Source organism: Cellulomonas gilvus ATCC 13127, assembly GCF_000218545.1.
Lineage (GTDB): Bacteria > Actinomycetota > Actinomycetes > Actinomycetales > Cellulomonadaceae > Cellulomonas > Cellulomonas gilvus.
The window spans coordinates 1070158-1088162 of record NC_015671.1 but is presented as its reverse complement, the minus strand read 5'-3'; the positions used below and the strand labels follow the sequence as shown (position 1 = coordinate 1088162).

Sequence of the window (18005 nt, the reverse complement as noted above, 5' to 3'; positions counted from 1 at the left end):
CCCGCCCGGCACGTCGCGCGGGGGGCGTCAGCGGTGCGAGATCCGCACCGGCACCGAGCGGCTCGTGACCAGTCCGTCGTGGCCCGTGACGACCACCTGGAGCACCGCGGGCCCGGCCGCGTACCGGCGCGCGTCGAGCGTCACCGCGGGCCGCGACCCCGTGCGCGTGAAGCTCGCGAGCACCTGGTCGTCGCGGACCAGGGAGAACACGGTCTGCCGCGGCTCGTCCTGCAGCACCACGCGCACCGTCCGGTGGCCCCGGAGCACCGCGCCGTCCGCCAGCCCGATCGACCGGATCACCGGGGCACCCGGGGCCGGGGCGTCGGGATCGAGGCGCAGCGCGTCCCGCATGGTGAAGAACAGGTCGGTCTGGTCCGTCAGCCCGACGACGTTCGCCGCCCACGGGCCGTAGGCCGCGACGCGCACCTGGCTGCCCGTGTGGTCCTGCGAGCCGCCCACCTCGGCGGTGCCGTACGCGACCGTCATGGGCTTGCCGTCGGCGGTGGTCAGCGTGCGCGTGAGGCCGGGCGTCGTGGTGCCCGGGTACACGATCTGGCTCGAGTGCGCGTGGTCGGCGGTCACGACGACGAGCGTGTGCCGGTCCTGGCGGGCGAACGCGAGCGCGGCCTGCACGGCCTCGTCGAGGTCGACCGTCTCGCCGATCTGACCGCACGGGTTGGCGGCGTGGTCCTGCTTGTCGATGCTCGCGCCCTCGACCTGCAGGAAGAAGCCCGTGCGCGAGCCCGTGTCGTCGAGCAGGTCGATCGCCTTCGTGGTGAGCTCGGCCAGCGTCGGCGCCGAGCCGTACGCGGGGTTCTCGGTGCAGCGGACCGCCGCCTCACCACCACCGGTCGGGGTGGCGAGCGGGCCCGTCCACCGCACGGGCAGGTTGCCCGAGCCGAACAGGCCCAGCACGGGCGTGCGCTGGTCCGCGGTGCGTACCGCGGCCAGACCGGCCTCGTCGGTCACCACCTGGTAGCCGCGGCGCTCGGCCTGCTCGAGCAGCGTGAGCCCCGCCCACCGGCCCGCGGTCGCGCGCTCACCGAAGCTCTTGGCGCCTCCGCCCAGCGTCACGTCCGCGCGCGTGCCGATGAGCTGCTCGCTGATCGAGCCGAGCCCGCCGTTCTCGAGCGCGTTGGTCGGGCACGTCGCGCTCGTCGCGACCGGGCCGTAGCAGGACCGGCTGGTGACGTGCGCACCGAGCACCGCGGGGGTCGCGTCCTGCACCTCCGCGGTGGACACGTTGCCGGTGCGCAGGCCGTTGGCGCGGGCGATCTCCAGGATGCTGCGCTGCGGGACGCCGTCGACGTCCACCGAGATCGCGCCGTTGTAGGTCTTGGTGCCCGTGGCCCACGCCGACCCCGAGGCCGCCGAGTCCGTCACGTAGTCAGGCAGGCCGTCCGCACGGTCGAGCGCGTACGTCGTGTACTGACCCGTGAGCGGCAGCGCGTCGATCCCGGCGAACCGCCCCGCGGCCCCGAGCGCGTAGTTGCGGGCCACCGTGATCTCCGAGTCACCCATCCCGTCGCCCACCAGCAGGATCACGTTGCGCGCGTGCCCACCGGTCAGGGCCTTGCGGACCGTGGAGGTCTGGTCGCCGTCGATCCGGCGGGCGTCGCCGTGGCCCGTCAGGGGCCCGGCCGGCGAGCCGCCGGTCGCGGCCCATCCGGCCGCACCGCCGGCCACGAGTGCGAGTGCCGCGGTGGTCGCGGCGAGCGGACGAAGGATGCGTCGACGCATCGAGGACTCCCCTGGTTCGTGCGGGCGACGCGGGTCCGCGTCACGCACGGCAGTCCACCGGGGTCGGCCGACCGCCCGGCGAGCCCCGCGTGACGGCGGCATGACGTCCCGACGAACAGGACGAACAGGACGAGCAGGGCGCACGCGGCGAACCCGATGAACGCGGTCGAGCCGGCCGGACCGGGGCGCCGTGCCGGCCGGGCACGGAGACGGGTGGTCAGCCCGCGCGCTCGCATGCGTCGAGCATGAGCTGCGCGCTGTCGCGTACCCGCTCCACGTCGGCCAGGTCGAGGCCGAGCCGCTCGAGCATCTGGCCGGGGATCTCGACGGCGCGCTCCCGGAGAGCCACGCCCTCGGGCGTGAGCGCGATGACGAGGGCGCGCTCGTCGCGCTCGTCCGTGCGGCGCGTCACGAGCCCCCGTGCTTCGAGCCGGCGCACCAGGGGCGAGGCGGTCGCGGGCTCGAGGTGCAGCCGTTCGGCGAGCCGCGCGAGCGACTGCGGGCCGTCCTGCCACAGCGCGAGCATCGCCAGGTACTGCGGGTGCGTGAGGCCGAGCGGCTCGAGCAGCGTGCGGTACGTCCCGACGAGCGCGCGCGCCGCGGCGGACAGCGCGAGGCAGACCTGCGCCTCGAGCGCGAGGGGGTCCGGTGCGGTGGTCACGCGCACACCCTACCGACCATTCGTGGGCTGATAGTGTGTGCACTCACTGATACGAGGAGGAGCCATGGCACGGCGACGCGGCGAACGCCTGGACATGACGGCCTGGCTCGCGCGGTACCTCGTCGGCCCGGCGCAGCTCGGGGACGTGACGGCTCCCGTGCGCCCCGCCACGCAGGACGAGCGCGGTCGCGACGAGGACCTGCGCACGGCGTTCGAGCGGCGCCAGGAGCCCTCGGGCCGCTCCTACCTGGTGGAGCGTCCGCGCGAGTGACGCGCGCTCAGTGGTCGCGCAGCGCCTTGACGAGCTCGGCCTTCGTCATCGACGAGCGCCCCGGGATCTCGAGCTCGGCCGCGCGGTGCCGCAGGTCCTCGACCGTCCAGTCGTCGTAGGACCCGGCGCGGCCGCCCTTCGCCCCGACCTCCTCGCGGCTGGTCGCGGCCGCCGCGTTGGCGATGCGGGCGGCCTTCTCCTTGCTGTTGCCCTCGTCCCGGAGCCGCTCGTACAGCTCCGGGTCCTTGATGCTCGGTCCGGGATCGCGTGCGGGCACGGCGACCTCCCCTCCTCGTCGTCCGGGTGCTGCTGACGCTCCCAGCGTGCGCCGAGGCGGCCGGGACGGCATCCGGTGCGCCCCGGCTCCCGGCGTGCGGGGCTCGGTGCGCGGGGTTACGTTCGATCGGCCGGCGACGGACACGATCCGCCCGGCACCCGACCTGACCGCACCGTTGTGGCACGCGGTCACCGACGAGAGGAGACCGGCATGGGCATCGGCGACAAGCTGGAGCACGGGGCCGAGGAGCTCAAGGGCAAGGCCAAGGAGGGCGTCGGCAAGGCCACGGACAACGAGCAGCTCGAGGCCGAGGGCCGCGGCGACCAGGCGAAGGCCGACCTCAAGCAGGCCGGGGACCACGCCAAGGACGCCGCCGACGACGTCAAGGACGCCCTGCGCTGACGCACCGCGCACCGCTGCACGAGAGGACCCGTGGCCGAGCGCCGCGGGTCCTCTCGCGTCTGCGCCGCACGGTCAGTCGAGCCCGAGCAGGCGGCGCCACGCGCGGTGGTGCTCGACGCACACGCAGCCCGGGGCGGCGACCGCGTCCGCGACCAGAGCGGCCTCGCGCTCGAGCGCGTCCGCGCCCTCGTCGAAGAACGTGAACTGCGCACCCCCGGCGACCTGGGGCGTGTCCGTCTCGACGCCCACCGACCACGGGACGTCGGCCGCACGTGCCGCCTCGACGGCGGGGGCCGCGAGCTCGACGATCCCGTCCGGGCCGCCCGCATGGTCCGCGAACGCGACGACGACCACGCGGTCCACACGCGCCAGCACCGCGTCCAGCAGAGAGCCCGCGTCGTCCGGCGCGGGCACCGTCGTGAGCCACCACGGCGCGTCCGTCCCCAGGACCGCGCCGGCCGGCAGCGCGGCCCGGACCTCGTCGAGCACTCCGAGGAGGCGTCGCGCCCCCGCCGCCGGGTCCTGCGCCCAGCCCGGCAGGGCCCAGGGCTCGACGTCGAGCTGCACACCCTCGAGCGCGGGACCGCCCGCGCGGAGCGCGGTGGTCGCCCACGTCGCCGCGAGCGCCGGCCGGTCCAGCCAGCCGGGGTCGCCGCCGAGCGCGCTGACCGCCGCGCCCGTCCCGGCCACCGCGCGCGCCGCACGCGTGAACCACTCGCCCACCGGCCCCTCGTCGGCCGCCCACGGCGCCGCGAGGTGCACTCGGTCGAGCCCGCGGGTCGCGCAGAACGCCGCGAGCAGGTCCGGCGCAGAGGCCGCGTAACCCCGACCCCGGGCGTCCTGGTCAGTCGGCACCGCGTTGTCCCACGCCCACATCGCACCGATCGCCGTCACGTCGCCCACCGTCGCACCCGCGCGCTACGACGGCCAGCGGACCCTTGTTGCACATGAGAATCGAGTAGAATCGGCCGACACACCCGGAGGTGGACACATGGCCCACGGCCAGCGCACCACGCGGCAGCGCGTGGCGATCGGACGGCTCATGGACGAGCTGGACGACTTCCGCAGCGCGCAGCAGATCCACGTGCTGCTGCAGCAGCGTGGCGAGGACATCGGCCTCGCCACCGTCTACCGCACGCTCGGCGCGATGTCCGGCTCAGGCGACTTCGACGTGCTGCGCACCGAGTCCGGTGAGTCGCTGTACCGCCGGTGCGCGCGTGCCACGCACCACCACCACCTGGTCTGCCGCACGTGCGGGCGCACGATCGAGGTGCAGGGCCCCAACGTCGAGCAGTTCGTCGACGCGCTGGCCGCCGACACCGGCTTCGTCGACGTCTCGCACACGCTCGAGCTGTTCGGGACGTGCGCGTCGTGCGCGGCCGAGGCCGCCGCGGCGCAGGGCTGACCTCAGGGGACGAGCGCACCCTCGTGCTCGCCCACCGCCGCGCGGCGCGCCCAGCCACGGCGCGTGCGCAGGTTCCCGACGAGCCGGCACACCAGGTAGATCACGAACGAGATCGTGGTGACGTACGGGCTGATCGGCACCGAGCCGCCGAGCGCCAGCAGGATCCCGCCCACCGCGCTGGTCACCGCGAACGCGACGGACAGCACCGGCACGACCACGGGTGACGCGCTCACGCGCGTGGCCGCGGCCGCGGGCGTGATGAGCAGCGAGAGCACCAGCAGCGCACCCACCACCTGCACCGCGAGCGCGACGGCCAGGCCCAGCACGAGCATGAACCCGATCCCCAGGGCCCGCGTGGGCACTCCGCGCGCCGCGGCGACGTCCGGGTCGATGCTCGCGAACGTCAGGGGCCGCCACATCGCGACGAGCGCCGCCAGCAGCAGCGCCGCGATCACCAGGAACTGCGTGAGTCGCGTCTCGTCGACCGCGACGATCTGCCCCGTGAGGAGCCCGAACTTGTTCGCGGCCCGTCCCGGGTACAGCGCCAGGAACAGCACGCCCAGACCCAGTCCGAACGGCATGATCACGCCGATGATCGAGTTCCGGTCGCGTGCGCGCGTGCCCAGCAGGCCGATCAGCACGGCCGCCACCACCGAGCCGAGCACCGCGCCGAGCATCACGTCCATCGACAGCAGGAGCGCCGCGGCAGCGCCCGCGAACGACAGCTCGCTGATGCCGTGCACCGCGAACGCGAGATCGCGCTGCATCACGAACACACCGACGAGCCCACCGACGAGCCCGAGCACGGCGCCCGCGATCAGCGAGTTGTGCACGAGTGCCAGCAGCGAGCCGTAGTCGCTGAAGTCGAACACGCGGGTCCACCAGTCGTCGGCGACCGCGGTGTGCAGGGCGCTCACTCGGCGGCCTCCTCGACGTGGTGGGCGTGCGCGTCGTCGCCGCCCACGATGACGATGCGCCCCGACGCGCGGAGCACCTCGACCGGCGTCCCGTACAGCGCGGTCAGCCGCTCGGACGTGAGCACGTCGTCGGGCGCGCCCACCGCGTGGCCGGCCGGCGCCAGGTAGAGCACCCGGTCGGTGTACGGCAGGACGGGGTTGATCTCGTGCGTCACGAACACCACGGCCGTGCCGCGGGTGCGCCGCATCTGGTCGATGAGCGCCGTGACCTCGTGCTGGTGCCGCAGGTCCAGCGACAGCAGCGGCTCGTCGCACAGCAGCAGCGCGGGCTCGGTGCCGAGCGCCTGCGCGATCCGCACCCGCTGCTGCTCACCTCCGGAGAGCATGCCCAGCGGCACGTCGGCGTATGCGCTCGCCCCCACGGCGGCGAGAAGCGCGTCCACGCGCCCGCGCGGCCCACGTCCCCCGATCCCCCACCGGTCGCCGTCGAGGCCCAGGCGCACCAGGTCGCGCGCCCGGACCGGCGCCGAGGGGTCCACCAGGCGCTGCTGCGGGATGTAGCCCACGTGCCTGCTGCCGCGCCGCGGGGGTGCGCCCTGGATGGTGAGGCGTCCGCCGGTCAACGGCGTCAGGCCCAGGACCGCGCGCAGCAGGCTCGTCTTGCCCGAACCGTTCGGGCCCAGCACGGTGACGAACTCACCGGGCTCGATCCGCAGGTCCAGGCCCTCCCACAGCGTGCGGGGTCCGTAGGCGAGCCGACCGCCGACCAGCTCGAGCGGCGGCACCGCACCGCTCACGCGAGCGCCTGCGCGAGCGCCTCGAGGTTCCCGGCCATCCACGACACGTAGTCCTCACCCTCGGGCAGCGTCTCGGTCACCGGCACCACGGGCAGGTCCGCGGCGCGCGCCGCGGAGAGCACCTGATCGGTCTGGGGGCCGGTCGTCTGCTCGTTGTACACGAGGACGGCCATGTCGGTCGACGCCACGAGGTCGAGCATCTGCTCCATGACCGCCGGCGGCACGTCGACCTCCTCCTCGATCGCCTCGGCGAACTCCGGCGGCGTGCGGTCCTCGAGCCCCGCGGCCGCGGCCAGGTAGACCGGCACCGGCTCGGTGACCGCGAACCCCTCACCCGCGTGCGCCGCGGCGATCTCGTCCGCCTGGGCCCGCAGCCCGTCCAGCTCGCCGGCGAACGCGTCCGCCTGGGCGGCGTACTGCTCGGCGTGGTCCGGGTCCACCTGCGCCAGCTCGTCGGCGACCCGCTGCGCGACCGTGCCGACCGCGTCCAGGTCGTACCAGACGTGCTCGTTGAGCTCGCCCCCGGCCGGTGCGGTCAGGCCCGAGATCTCGACCGCGTCCAGCACGAGCGGTGCGTGGTCGAGCGCGCCGACCATCGTGCTCGCGAAGTCGTCGTACCCCCCGCCGTTGACCACCACGAGGTCGGCACGCGACAGCGCGAGCTGCACGCGGGCGTTGCCCTCGAACGAGTGCGGGTCGGCCGACGGGTCGTCGATGATCGACGTCACGTCCACGAGGTCGCCGCCGACCTGCGCGACGACGTCACCCCACACGTCGGTCGAGGCGACCACGGACGGCCGCGCGTCGTCGGACCTGTCGTCCGCGTCGCCCGACGAGCACGCGCCGAGCGAGGCGACCAGGACGAGCGCGAGCCCGGGGACGACGATCTGACGCGCACGCATGCTGGACCTACCCACTCTCCGCGCGGCGCACCCTGCACCGCGCTCGATAACGATAGCAGTTCCCATTAGCGCACCCAGGACGACGAAGGTCCCGGGCACGGCTCGGCCCCGCCCACCGTGGGTGGACGGGGCCGGGAGCCGCCGGGTCAGGAGCCGGCGCGGGACATCGGTGTCAGGACTCGGCGTCCGGCGTCGACGTCGCCCCGGGCTCGGGGTCGGCCGGCGCTGCGGCACCCTCGAGCCGGGCCTCCGCGTCCAACGCGTCCTGGATCGCCTTGTCGAGCCGGTCCTGCGCCTCGCCGTAGGCAGTGAAGTCCCCGTCGGCGAGCGCCTTCTGCCCGTCCTCGATCGCCTGGCGCGCACGGTCGAGCGCATCCGCCAGAGCGGCCCGCGCATCCGCGTCGCCCGGGTCGTCCGGCTCCGTGCCCGGGTCGGGCTCAGCACCCGGGTCGGGCTCGGCGTCGGGATCCGGGACCACGCCCGAGTCGCCCGAGAACACCAGGTCGAGCGCGGCGTCGAGCGTGGGTGCGATCGCGATGTCGTCGCCGAACACCGCGACGACGCGCTGCAGCAGCGGGAACGTGGTCCCGGTCTCGGCCTGCAGGTAGACGGGCTGCACGTAGAGCATCCCGTCACCCACCGGCAGGGCCAGCAGGTTGGCCTGGACGGGCTTGGCCCCACCCTTGGTCAGCAGGCTGAACTCGGGGGCGACGATGTCGTCCGTCTTGATGGTGTTGACCACCTGGCCGGGCCCGGGAACCGAACCCTCGCGCGGCAGCTCGAGGATCCGGATCTTGCCGTAGCCCTCGGCCTTGGCCCCGTCCTGCGAGCCCGCGTCCGCGTCCACCGCCATGTAGCCGCGCATGACCTGACGCGCCTCGGCACCGAACGGGATGAACGTCGAGGTCAACGAGAACGCGGCCTCCTCCTGGTCCGGCATGCGCAGCGTCATGTAGTACGGCGGCTGCGCGATGTCACCGGCGGCGTTCGGGTCGTCCGGGACCGCCCAGAAGTCCGTCCCGGTGAAGAACTGCGCGGGGTCGGTCACGTGGTACCGCGTGAGCAGCTCACGCTGCACCTTGAACAGGTCCTCGGGGTAGCGCAGGTGGCTCATCAGCTCGCCGTCGATCTCGCTCAGGGGGCGCAGCGACGACGGGAAGATCTCGGACCAGGCCCGCAGCACGGGGTCGGAGTCGTCCCACGCGTACAGCGTGACGCTGCCGTCGTAGGCGTCGACCGTCGCCTTGACCGAGTTGCGGATGTAGTTGGCGGTCTTGGGCTGCAGCGTCTCGATGGTGTCCGAGCTCTGCGTGAGCGCGTCCGCGGTGGCCGAGTCGAGCGTGACCTGCGCCGCGTACGGGTACTGGTTGCTGGTGGTGTAGCCGTCCACGATCCACTTCACGCGGCCGTCGACGACCGCGGGGTAGACCCGTCCGTCGAGCGTCAGGTACGGCGCCACCTTCTCCACGCGCTCGCGGGGGTCACGGTCGTACAGGATCTGCGAGTCGGCGTTGACGCGGTCGGAGAAGAGGATCTGCTCCGAGCCCATCTTGACCGCGTACAGCAGCTTGTTCCAGGCGTTGCCGATGCTCGGGCCGGCCGAGACCTCCTGCGTGGGGAACCGGGTGTTGACCGAGCCGCCGCTGCCGTTCGTCGGGTAGTCGAGCTCCCAGGCCGTGTCCTCGGGTCCGCCCACGATCGAGTACGCGGGCGACTCCGGGCTGAAGTACAGGCGCGGCTCGTAGTCGCCCAGCTCGCCGGTCGACGGGATGCCCTTCTCCCAGAACGAGGGCTGACCGTTCGACGTCGTCGTGTTGCCGTACGCGGCCACCACGCCGTACCCGTGCGTGTAGACGGTGACGTCGTTCGTCCAGTTGCGCTGCGAGGCCTCGAGTCCGCTGAGGTTGAGCTCGCGCGCCGCGATGACGGTGTCCTGGCTCGTGCCGTCGATCGTGTAGCGGTCCACGGACAGCGTGTCCGGGAAGTCGTAGAACGTCGTGCCCTGCTCGAGCTGCTTGAACGACGGGCTGACGATCTGCGGGTCCAGCAGACGGATCGAGGCCGCCGTCTCGGCGTCGTCGCGCAGCGCCTGCGGCTGCGCCGAGGACCGCGCGTTGTAGCGGTCCACCTGCACGTCGTCGATGCCGTACGCCACGGACGTCGCCTCGATGTTGCGCTGAATGTACTCCGACTCGGCGTCCTGCTGGTTCGGCTGGACCTGGAAGCGCTGCACGATCGCGGGGTAGATGCCGCCCACCGTGATCGCGGCGACGACCATCAGGCCCAGCCCGATGAGCGGGAGCCGCCAGTTGCCGCGCACCGCGGTCACCACGAACGTGACCGCGACGAACACCGCGATGCCGGCCAGGATCGCCTTGGCGGGGATGACCGCGTTGACGTCCGTGTAGGACGCGCCGTCGAACTTCTCGGCCGTCTTGGTGAGGATCGAGTACCGGTCCAGCCAGTAGTTCACCGCGACGAGCACCATCATGAGCGCGCCGAGCACGCTGAGCTGCACGCGCGCGGCACGCGTGGTGCGGGGCGTGTCGCTGCCGCCGCCGATGCGCAGGCCGCCGTACAGGTAGTGCGTCGCGAGCGTCGCGACCGCGGTGAGCGCGGTCACCGCCACCAGGAAGCCGACCACGAACCGCAGCCCGGGCAGCGTGAACAGGTAGAACCCGAGGTCGATGCCGTACTGCGGGTCGTCGGTGCCGACGTGCTGCGCATGCATCCACAGCTGCACGGTCTCCCACTGCTGCGAGGCGGCACCGCCGGCGAACACGCCGATCAGGGCCGGACCCGCGATCATGACGAGCTTGCGCAGCGGCTCGATGGCCTCGCGGTACTGGTCCAGGCTGGCCTGCTCGGGCGTCGACGGCGCGTAGACCGGACGCGAGCGGTAGGCGTACCGCATGTTGAGCGCGACCGCGCCACCCATCACGAGGAAGCCGGCGGCGAACAGCGCGGCGCGCGTGCCCCACTCGGTCCGCAGCACCTCGACGAAGCCGAGCTGGTCGTACCAGAGCACCTCGGTCCACACCTGCGCGAGGATCAGGACCAGCACGACGATCGCGCCCAGCACGACGAGCGTCGGTGCGAGCGCGCCGCGACGGCGGCGGCCGGGGGCCGGGCGCGCGGGCTGTGGTCGGGAACTGCTGGCGAAGCTCACGGCGGTGGTGTCCCTCGTCGTCGTCGGAACTGCAGGTGGTGGTGCTGGGGCCAACGCGCGCGGCCCGCCCCAGGTTCCCACACCGGTGCGACGGTCGAGCGGGCGTGGGACGCGCTCGTCGGGTGCGAGCATGGGACGGTGACCGACGCGACGCCCCCCACCCCGACTCTCCCGGGCAGCCCCTCCGAGCCCACCGCGCCCCAGGCCGCGCTCGCCGACGCGGTCCGCGAGATCGAGCACCACGTCGCGGCCGCGGGCTGGGACGCGCCCGTGCGGGTGTTCGCGCTGGTCCGCACGCAGGCGGCGCTCGCGGCCGAGCCGGGCCTGGCCGACCAGCTCGAGCCCGCGACGCTCGCCGCCGCACGTGCGAGCGCGTGGCACCTCACGTCGATCGAGCAGGAAGGGCTGCCGGCCGCGCCCGACCTCGAGTCGCTCCTGGCCGGGCTGTCCTGGCCGCCCGCGGTGGACGGCGTCGCGGTCACGGCGGAGCGCATCGTGCTGCCGCCCGCGGCCGAGGCCGCGATGCCGCAGGACGCCGAGGCCGCGCTGCCGTGGCTGCTCGCGCACCCCCAGCGCGAGGACGTGCGGCTCGCCGTCGGCGTGCTGCGCGAGGGTGCGACGTGGTCGGTGGTCCGCACGCGTGCGCACGACTCGGACGACGCGGTGGGTCAGGGTGCCGACGTGGTGCCCGGGCTCGTCGCGGCGCTGCGCGCGACGCTCGACTGAGCGCGCCCGCGCGCCGGGGCCCCGGGCGTCAGGACGCGGTGCAGGTGGGCAGGTCGTCGGCCTCGCCCTTGCCGATGGCGACGACCGCCTCGTACGCCTCGTGCAGCGTCGCGATCCGCACCACCCGCAGGCCGTCCGGGACGTGGCCCACCACCTCGCCGCAGTTCGCCGCGGGCGCCAGGAACCAGTCGGCGCCGTCGCGGTGCGCGCCCGCGAGCTTCTGGCGGATCCCGCCGATCGGCCCCACCGTCCCGACCACGTCGATCGTGCCGGTCCCGGCGATCACCTGACCCGCGGCCTCGTCCTGCGGCGTCAGCAGGTCCATGATCCCCAGCGCGAACATGGTCCCCGCGCTGGGCCCGCCGATGTCACCCGCGTCGATCGCGACGTCCACGGGCATCTGGAAGTCCGGGTCGATGTACACGCCCATCTGGGCCGCACCCGCGTCGCTCCTGGTGGTGGGCACCACCAGCTCACGCTCGCGACCCTCGCGCCGCACGGTGACGGTCACCTCGGCACCGGGCGTCACGTCCGCCATGGTGCGGACCAGCGTCTGGTAGTCGGGCAGGTCCGTGCCGTCGATCGCCGTGAGGACGTCGCCCTCGTGGACCACGCCGTCCGCACCGGTGCCCTCGACCGTGCCGACCACGACGAGCGTCGCGGGGATCTCGTAGTCCAGCTCCGCGAGCGCCGCGACCTGCGCGTTCTCCTGCGAGGAGACCATCTGCGCCGAGTTCTCGTCGTTGATCTGGTCCTGCGTCTCGCCGGGGTCCGGGAACAGGATCTCGCGCGGCTGGACGACCGCCCACGGCGACACCCACCCGCGGATCACGCCGAGCGTCGAGGAGGGATAGCCCGGACCACCCGTCGCCGAGACCGTCGTCATGCGCAGCTCGCCCGTCGACGGGTAGGTCGTCGCACCCGTCACGGTGATGAGCCGCTGGTCGCCGATCGAGCCGAGGACGTCCTCGGTCGGCCCGGGGCTGCTCACCGCGTACGGCGCGGGCAGGATCGCGCACACCGCCAGGAGCACCGAGCTGGTGAGCATGGCCACGGAGAACGTCACCGCACGCCGGCTCGGGCGCTCGACCGCCGCGTCGGGCACCGGCCCGGGACCGTTCGGGGCACCCGGTGCGGGCGGCGGCTCGTGGGCCGGGTCGGGGTTCGGCGCGTCGATCGGAGGCACGTCGGCATCATGCCGCACGCGCATGTGCCCCGCGTCAGCGCCTGCGCGCCTGGCGCCAGATCGCCGCCGTGCCCAGCAGCGCGACCGCGGCTCCCGCGGCACCGAGCGCCGCGACGTCGCGCGCACCCACGCGCCGGCCGCCCACCGCGAGCCGACCGCGCACACCCTCGAGCAACGCGTCGAGGGTCTGCGCCGAGGACCGCTCGGGGACGAACCCCGCGGCGGTCAGGCCGTCGGCGGCCACGGTCCACGGGTACACCACGTAGGACAGCTCGACCGACGGTGCGGGCAGCACGCCCACGCGGTGCAGCCGTTCGGCGGCCCCGAACGCGGTCGCGGCCGGCAGGTCGACCGTGCGCAGCCCGGCCGCCGCGCTCACCTGCGCGGGGGTCAGCACGTCGGGCGGCCCCACGGTGAGCGGCCCGGTCAGGCCGTGCTCGACGACGAACACCGTGGCCGCGGCGACGTCCTCGACGTGCACCAGCTGCCACGGCCGCTCGACGCCGCGGACCGTCAGCAGACGCGGCGCCTCGAAGTGCCGCGTGACGAACGAGTCGACGCCACCACCCGCGACCGCGGCGGGGCGCAGGACCGTGAGCAGCGGCGCGCGGCGGCGTGCGTGCCGGGCCACGACGGCCTCGACCGCGAGCAGGTGCCCGACCAGGCCGTCCCGGACCGCGTCCCGGCCGGCGAGCAGCGCGGCGTCGTCGTGGACGGTCGGCCGGTCCGGGTGCGCGCCGTGCACCACCGCCGACGACACGACGACGACGTGCGCCGCACGGACCGCACGCGCCGCGGACAGCGTGCGCTGCGCATGCGCCACCGCCGCGGCGTGCCCCTGCGGGCCCCGGTGGTCGGCGACCGCGTCGATCCGGCCCGGGTGCGCGACGAGCACGACGACCGACGCACCCGTCAGCGCGCCCTCCGGGTCCTGCGCGGGCACCTCGGCCAGCGACCGGGCACGCGGACCCCATGCCGCGGTGACGGCCTCCGCGACGGGCCCGTCCCCCACCACCACCACGTCGTGCGACGAGCCGTCCGCGGCGGGTCCCGGCGCGCTGCGCCCTGAGCGAACCTGCCGACCCGCCATGCCGTCCTCCCGCATCGTCTGGTTACCGTGGGCGCTCCCGGCCCATCGTCCCAGCCCCAGGAGGCCACCGTGGCACCGGACAGCTCCGCACCGGATCCCGCCCTCCCGCCGTGGGAGCAGATGCTCCGCGCGCTGCTGGGTGACCAGGCCGACCAGGCGATCGCGGAGATGCGTGCCCGCGGCATCGACCCGGAGGCGCTCGGCGCCGCGGGGTCGCTGCCCACCGACCCGGCGGCGATGCAGCAGGTCCTGGCCCAGGTGCAGCAGCTGTTCGCGAGCGGCGACGACCAGCCCGTGAACTGGCAGATGGCGCACGACCTCGCACGCCAGCAGGCCGCGCAGGGCGGCGACCCGTCGCTCACGCCCGCGCAGTCGCGCCAGGTGCTCGATGCGCTGTCGGTGGCCGAGCTGTGGCTCGACGCCGCGACGGAGCTGCCGCCGTCGGCGGCACCCGCACGCGCGTGGAGCCGCGCCGAGTGGGTCGAGGCGACGCTGCCGACGTGGCGCACGCTGACCGAGCCGGTCGCGTCGTCGCTGTCCTCGGCGCTCGTGGATGCGCTCGGCGGCCGGATCGGCGACGACCCCGCGCTGGGCCTGCCGCCCGGTGGTCTGCCCGGGGGGCTCGAGCCGGGTCAGCTGCTGCGGCGCCTCGGCTCGGCCGTCTTCGGGCTGCAGGTGGGCCAGGCGGCCGGCACGCTCTCGCGCGACGTGTTCGGCACCACCGACATCGGCCTGCCGCTGCTCGACGTGCCCGCACCCGCGCTGGTCGCCGCGAACCTCGACGCGTTCGCCGAGGGGCTCGACGCGCCCGCCGAGGAGGTCCGTCTGTTCCTCGCGCTGCGCGAGGCGGCCGCGACGCGTCTGTTCACGCACGTGCCATGGCTGCGCTCGCACCTGCTCGCCGCGGTCGAGGCCTATGCACGCGGCATCGAGATCGACGTCGACCAGCTCGAGGAGGCCGTCGGCTCGATCGACCCGACCGACGCCCAGGAGCTCCAGCGCGCGCTCTCGGGCGGTGTCTTCTCGCCGCAGACCACACCCGAGCAGCAGGCCGCGCTGGCGCGCCTCGAGACCGCGCTCGCGCTCGTGGAGGGCTGGGTCGACGAGGTCAGCGCGACCGCCGCGCTCCCCCACCTGCCGCACGCGGTCGCGCTGCGGGAGATGATCCGCCGCCGGCGCGCCGCGGGAGGCCCCGCCGAGCAGACGTTCGCCAACCTCGTCGGGCTCGAGCTGCGGCCACGACGGCTGCGCGACGCGGCTGCGCTGTGGGCCCGGATCGCGAGCGAGGGCGGCGTCGCCGCACGCGACGCCGTGTGGGACCACCCCGACCTGATGCCGACCGCCGAGGACCTCGACGACCCCGCGGGCTATGCGGCGCGTCGCGCGCAGGCCGCGGGCGAGTCGGCGGACCTGGACCGCGCACTGGCCGAGATCCTGGGCGAGGACCCGCCGACCGCCCCCTGACGGCCGACGACCAAGCCCGGCTCCGTCAGGGACGGCCGAACGGCTCGTCGGCCTCGTCGTCGAACAGGTCCGTGTCCTCGTCGGCGTCCGCGTCGGCACCCGGCGGCGCGCCGGCGCCGGGGTGCCGTTCCTCGCGGTAGGCGTAACCCTCCAGGAACCCCCGCGCGCGCGCGGTGCGCGGGTACGCGTCGAGCTCCGCCCAGAACTCCGGCCCGTGACCCGCGTGCAGCAGGTGCGTGAGCTCGTGCAGCAGCACGTAGTCGAGCACCCACCGCGGCATGCCGCGCACGCGGTCGGAGATGCGGATGGTGCCGTCCGACGGCGTGCACGATCCCCAGCGCCGGCCCTGGTTGGACGCCCAGCGCACGCTCGTCGGGACCGCGCGAGCGCCCAGGTAGCGCTGCGACAGCTCGGCCGCGCGCCGCGCGAGCTCGTCGTCGGACGGGCGGCGGCGCCGCTCCTGCGTCGCGAGCCGCACGAGCATGCGCTGCACCCACTCCGCCTCCTGCGCACGCGTGAACCGCGCGGGGATCGCCACCACGGTGGTGCCGCCCTCGCGCCACGCCGTGACCGTCCGCACGCGCTTGCGCGACCGGCGGACCTCCACCGGCGTCACGTCCTGGGCGCTGTGCACACGCCGCACGGTAGCGCGCGCCGCCCACGCGCGGGCCGACCACGCGGGCGACGTCGCTCGCGGTCACCGGCCCCCGCGGCGGCACGCCGGGCGCGGACCTGCCTCGTCGTGCGGCCATCGCCACTACTGTGGTGGCGCTCGGGCAGGTCACAGCACTGCCCGGCCACCGACGGGAAGAACGACCGTGCGGTGTCCCGGACAGCCCAAGGAGGACCCATGGCCGAGACGTATGCAGGCGAGTTCTACTGCGTGAAGTGCAAGGAGAAGCGCGAGGCCGAGGGCGACGTCGTCGTCTCCGAGTCGGGCCGCAAGATGGCCAAGGCCATCTGCCCCGTGTGCGGCACCAAGCTCAACCGCATCCTCGGCAAGGCCTGAGCACCCGCAGCACCTCGACGCAGGGGCGCCGTCCGACGAAGGACGGCGCCCCTGCGTCGTGTCCGGGGCTGTGGACGACGCACTCCGCGGCGCCGACCCGGTGGCAGGGTGTCGGCTCGTGGCAGCCACGTTGCGCACCGGCCTGAGGATCCTGCCGCGCGGCCCGGGCGAGGTGCAGATCGGCACCGACCCGCGCTGGGCCGTCCGGGTCACCGACCTCCTCGACGACGAGGTGGCGGCCCTGCTCGCGCACCCGCCCGCCGCGCCCCTGGGTCTGCTCGCGGCCGACGAGCGGCTCTCCCCGACGCGGCTGGCGGCCCTCATCCAGCAGCTCGACGAGGCGCGTCTGCTGCTGCCGGACCCGCCGCCCCGGGAACCGTCCGGGCCGGCCGCCGCCGACGCCGCGGTGCTGACGTTGACCCTGCCCGCGGGCACCGGGGCGGACGTCGTCGCGGCGCGCCGGGATCGCTGCGTCGGCGTCGTCGGCCTCGGTCGCACCGGCCTGGGCGTCGCGCTCGCGCTCGCGTGCGCGGGCGTGGGTCGCCTCCGCCTGGAGGACGACCGCCCGGTGCGGTCGAGCGACGTCGGGCCCGCGGGGTACGGGTGGGCGGACGTCGGGATGCCCAGGTGCCGGGCGGCCGCGCGCGTCGTCGCGGATGCGGTGCCCGGTGCGGAGGTGCCGGGCGGGGCGCTCGGCCCGGCACCCACGGCGGGCGGCCCGACCGGGCGCGGGCTCGACCTGCTGCTCGTCGTGGCCGACGGCGCACTCGACCCGGGCCTCGGCGTGGGGCTGCTCGCGGCCGGGACCCCGCACCTGCCGATCGTGCTGCGGGAGGCGGACGTGCTCGTCGGGCCGCTCGTCGTGGGCGGCGACGGGCCGTGCGCGCGGTGCCTGGACCTGCACCGTGCGGATGCGGACCCGGGCTGGCCCGCGACCGCGGCGGCCCTCGCGGCACCGCCGGCCGCGTCACCCGAGCCGGTGGTCGTCGCGTCGGTGGCCGCCGGTCTGGCCGCCGCAGCCGCGCTGACGTTCCTCGACGACGTCCGCACCCACCCGGCTGGGCCGGGGTCACCGCGCCCCCTGCGCGGGGTGACCCTCGAGGTGCGCCTGCCTGACGCCGTGCCCCGGGAACGACGATGGGCGGTGCACCCGGCGTGCGGGTGCACCGCCCTGTCGGCGTCGAGCGGCGGGTCAGCCCGGTCGTACGGTCCGGCGGGGACCGTACGACCGGGTGCGTGACCTACGCCGCGGGGTTCTTGCGCGGGCGACCGCGACCACGCTTCATGGGGACGACCACGCCCCCGACGAAGACCTCACCACCCCAGACGCCCCACGGCTCCTCACGCTCGATCGCGCCGGCGAGGCAGCCCTCGCGGAGCGGGCACTCACGGCACATGGCCTTGGCCTGCTCCACCTGGGCGGTCTGCTCGGCGAACCAGAGCTCGGGGTCGTTGGTCCGGCACGGGATGAGGTCGGCGACCATCTGGTCGAACGTCCGACGGTCGTCGCTGGTCGTCGCGGTGCTGCTGGCGCTCCAAGCGCGCGACCCGCCCTCGTTGACGGTCTCGAGCAGCGTCGTGAGCCGCACGATGTCCTCCTGGATGTCCTTGCTGGTGAGCGGTGGTGTGCCGGAACCACGTGCCGCTCATCCCCCGAAGGAACCGGAGAGACGAAGAAGGCCGCGGACCCGTAGGGGACTCCGCGGCCTGTGACCCTGTGCGGGTCTAGACCATCGGAGCCCGGTCGGTGGGCTTGGTGACCGGGGAGCTCATCCCACGAAGACGCAGAGCTCCGCCCAGCCACGTGGCGTGGGCGCCGAAGCCGGCACCGGACACAGCACGCCCCTCGGACAGGAAGGACGTGGGCGCGACGCGGTGCGACGGGAGCATGGCGCTCGACCGATCGATCGTGTTGATGTTCACCTCTGCCCACCTCCTTCCTCGGGTCGGCCCGCGCTTCTTCAGCGCAAGCCTGCGTACCAGGACGGG

The 18005-nt window shown here is 74.6% G+C and carries 19 protein-coding genes; 7 read left to right on the top strand and 12 right to left on the bottom strand.

What is annotated here, in order from left to right; genetic code table 11:
• Positions 1-27 precede the first annotated feature (27 nt).
• The gene (gene phoA / locus CELGI_RS05065; RefSeq protein WP_013883035.1) at positions 28-1740 is read right to left on the bottom strand and encodes an alkaline phosphatase; all 1713 of its coding nucleotides are present in this window, start codon (positions 1738-1740) and stop codon (positions 28-30) included.
• 217 nt (positions 1741-1957) lie between these two features.
• The gene (locus CELGI_RS05055) at positions 1958-2401 is read right to left on the bottom strand and encodes a MarR family winged helix-turn-helix transcriptional regulator (RefSeq protein ID WP_013883034.1); all 444 of its coding nucleotides are present in this window, start codon (positions 2399-2401) and stop codon (positions 1958-1960) included.
• Between the two features lie 64 nt (positions 2402-2465).
• Between CELGI_RS05055 and CELGI_RS05050 the strand changes: the two genes are divergently transcribed.
• Positions 2466-2672, top strand: a complete 207-nt coding sequence (locus tag CELGI_RS05050) for a hypothetical protein (protein WP_013883033.1) — start codon at positions 2466-2468, stop codon at positions 2670-2672.
• Between the two features lie 7 nt (positions 2673-2679).
• On the opposite strand, the gene CELGI_RS05045 is transcribed toward CELGI_RS05050, so the two are convergent.
• Complete coding sequence (locus CELGI_RS05045) at positions 2680-2949, bottom strand: DUF7218 family protein (protein WP_013883032.1); 270 nt, start codon at positions 2947-2949, stop codon at positions 2680-2682.
• A 210-nt stretch (positions 2950-3159) separates the two neighbouring features.
• On the opposite strand from CELGI_RS05045, the gene CELGI_RS05040 reads away from it, so the two are divergent.
• The gene (locus CELGI_RS05040) at positions 3160-3351 is read left to right on the top strand and encodes a CsbD family protein (RefSeq protein WP_013883031.1); all 192 of its coding nucleotides are present in this window, start codon (positions 3160-3162) and stop codon (positions 3349-3351) included.
• A 72-nt stretch (positions 3352-3423) separates the two neighbouring features.
• On the opposite strand, the gene CELGI_RS05035 is transcribed toward CELGI_RS05040, so the two are convergent.
• Positions 3424-4254 (bottom strand): hypothetical protein, encoded by an 831-nt coding sequence (locus tag CELGI_RS05035; protein ID WP_150104666.1) that lies wholly within the window; start codon positions 4252-4254, stop codon positions 3424-3426.
• 88 nt (positions 4255-4342) lie between these two features.
• Here CELGI_RS05035 and CELGI_RS05030 point away from each other — a divergent pair, with 88 nt between their 5' ends.
• Positions 4343-4756 (top strand): Fur family transcriptional regulator, encoded by a 414-nt coding sequence (locus tag CELGI_RS05030; protein ID WP_013883029.1) that lies wholly within the window; start codon positions 4343-4345, stop codon positions 4754-4756.
• A 2-nt stretch (positions 4757-4758) separates the two neighbouring features.
• Here the strand turns inward: CELGI_RS05030 and CELGI_RS05025 are convergent, their stop codons facing one another.
• The 4 genes from CELGI_RS05025 to CELGI_RS05010 form a co-directional block, all read right to left on the bottom strand.
• The gene (locus CELGI_RS05025) at positions 4759-5673 is read right to left on the bottom strand and encodes a metal ABC transporter permease (protein WP_013883028.1); all 915 of its coding nucleotides are present in this window, start codon (positions 5671-5673) and stop codon (positions 4759-4761) included.
• A complete protein-coding gene (locus CELGI_RS05020) occupies positions 5670-6470 on the bottom strand; it encodes a metal ABC transporter ATP-binding protein (RefSeq protein ID WP_013883027.1) in 801 nt (266 codons plus the stop codon). The genes CELGI_RS05025 and CELGI_RS05020 overlap by 4 nt, the downstream gene beginning before the upstream one ends.
• On the bottom strand, positions 6467-7372 hold the full coding sequence (locus CELGI_RS05015; protein WP_013883026.1) for a metal ABC transporter solute-binding protein, Zn/Mn family: 906 nt from the start codon (positions 7370-7372) through the stop codon (positions 6467-6469). Before CELGI_RS05015 ends, CELGI_RS05020 begins: the two co-directional genes overlap by 4 nt.
• Before the next feature lie 172 nt (positions 7373-7544).
• The gene (locus tag CELGI_RS05010) at positions 7545-10541 is read right to left on the bottom strand and encodes a UPF0182 family membrane protein (protein WP_013883025.1); all 2997 of its coding nucleotides are present in this window, start codon (positions 10539-10541) and stop codon (positions 7545-7547) included.
• Between the two features lie 138 nt (positions 10542-10679).
• Here CELGI_RS05010 and CELGI_RS05005 point away from each other — a divergent pair, with 138 nt between their 5' ends.
• Positions 10680-11267, top strand: coding sequence for a PPA1309 family protein (locus tag CELGI_RS05005; RefSeq protein WP_013883024.1), 588 nt, complete (start codon positions 10680-10682; stop codon positions 11265-11267).
• Between the two features lie 28 nt (positions 11268-11295).
• Here CELGI_RS05005 and CELGI_RS05000 read toward each other — a convergent pair whose 3' ends face one another.
• Positions 11296-12453: a YlbL family protein gene (locus CELGI_RS05000; RefSeq protein ID WP_245528176.1), complete on the bottom strand. Its 1158-nt coding sequence runs from the start codon at positions 12451-12453 to the stop codon at positions 11296-11298.
• A gap of 34 nt (positions 12454-12487) precedes the next feature.
• Positions 12488-13543 (bottom strand): Rossmann-fold NAD(P)-binding domain-containing protein, encoded by a 1056-nt coding sequence (locus CELGI_RS04995; RefSeq protein WP_013883022.1) that lies wholly within the window; start codon positions 13541-13543, stop codon positions 12488-12490.
• Positions 13544-13612: 69 nt separating this feature from the next.
• Here CELGI_RS04995 and CELGI_RS04990 point away from each other — a divergent pair, with 69 nt between their 5' ends.
• A complete protein-coding gene (locus CELGI_RS04990; RefSeq protein WP_013883021.1) occupies positions 13613-15007 on the top strand; it encodes a zinc-dependent metalloprotease in 1395 nt (464 codons plus the stop codon).
• A 25-nt stretch (positions 15008-15032) separates the two neighbouring features.
• Here CELGI_RS04990 and CELGI_RS04985 read toward each other — a convergent pair whose 3' ends face one another.
• On the bottom strand, positions 15033-15641 hold the full coding sequence (locus CELGI_RS04985; RefSeq protein ID WP_041574106.1) for a M48 metallopeptidase family protein: 609 nt from the start codon (positions 15639-15641) through the stop codon (positions 15033-15035).
• A gap of 216 nt (positions 15642-15857) precedes the next feature.
• On the opposite strand from CELGI_RS04985, the gene CELGI_RS17300 reads away from it, so the two are divergent.
• Positions 15858-16016: a DUF5679 domain-containing protein gene (locus CELGI_RS17300; RefSeq protein WP_013883019.1), complete on the top strand. Its 159-nt coding sequence runs from the start codon at positions 15858-15860 to the stop codon at positions 16014-16016.
• 118 nt (positions 16017-16134) lie between these two features.
• Positions 16135-17256: a ThiF family adenylyltransferase gene (locus CELGI_RS04980; protein WP_013883018.1), complete on the top strand. Its 1122-nt coding sequence runs from the start codon at positions 16135-16137 to the stop codon at positions 17254-17256.
• Between the two features lies 1 nt (position 17257).
• Here CELGI_RS04980 and CELGI_RS04975 read toward each other — a convergent pair whose 3' ends face one another.
• Positions 17258-17605 (bottom strand): WhiB family transcriptional regulator, encoded by a 348-nt coding sequence (locus tag CELGI_RS04975; RefSeq protein ID WP_013883017.1) that lies wholly within the window; start codon positions 17603-17605, stop codon positions 17258-17260.
• Between the last annotated feature and the right edge of the window lie 400 nt (positions 17606-18005).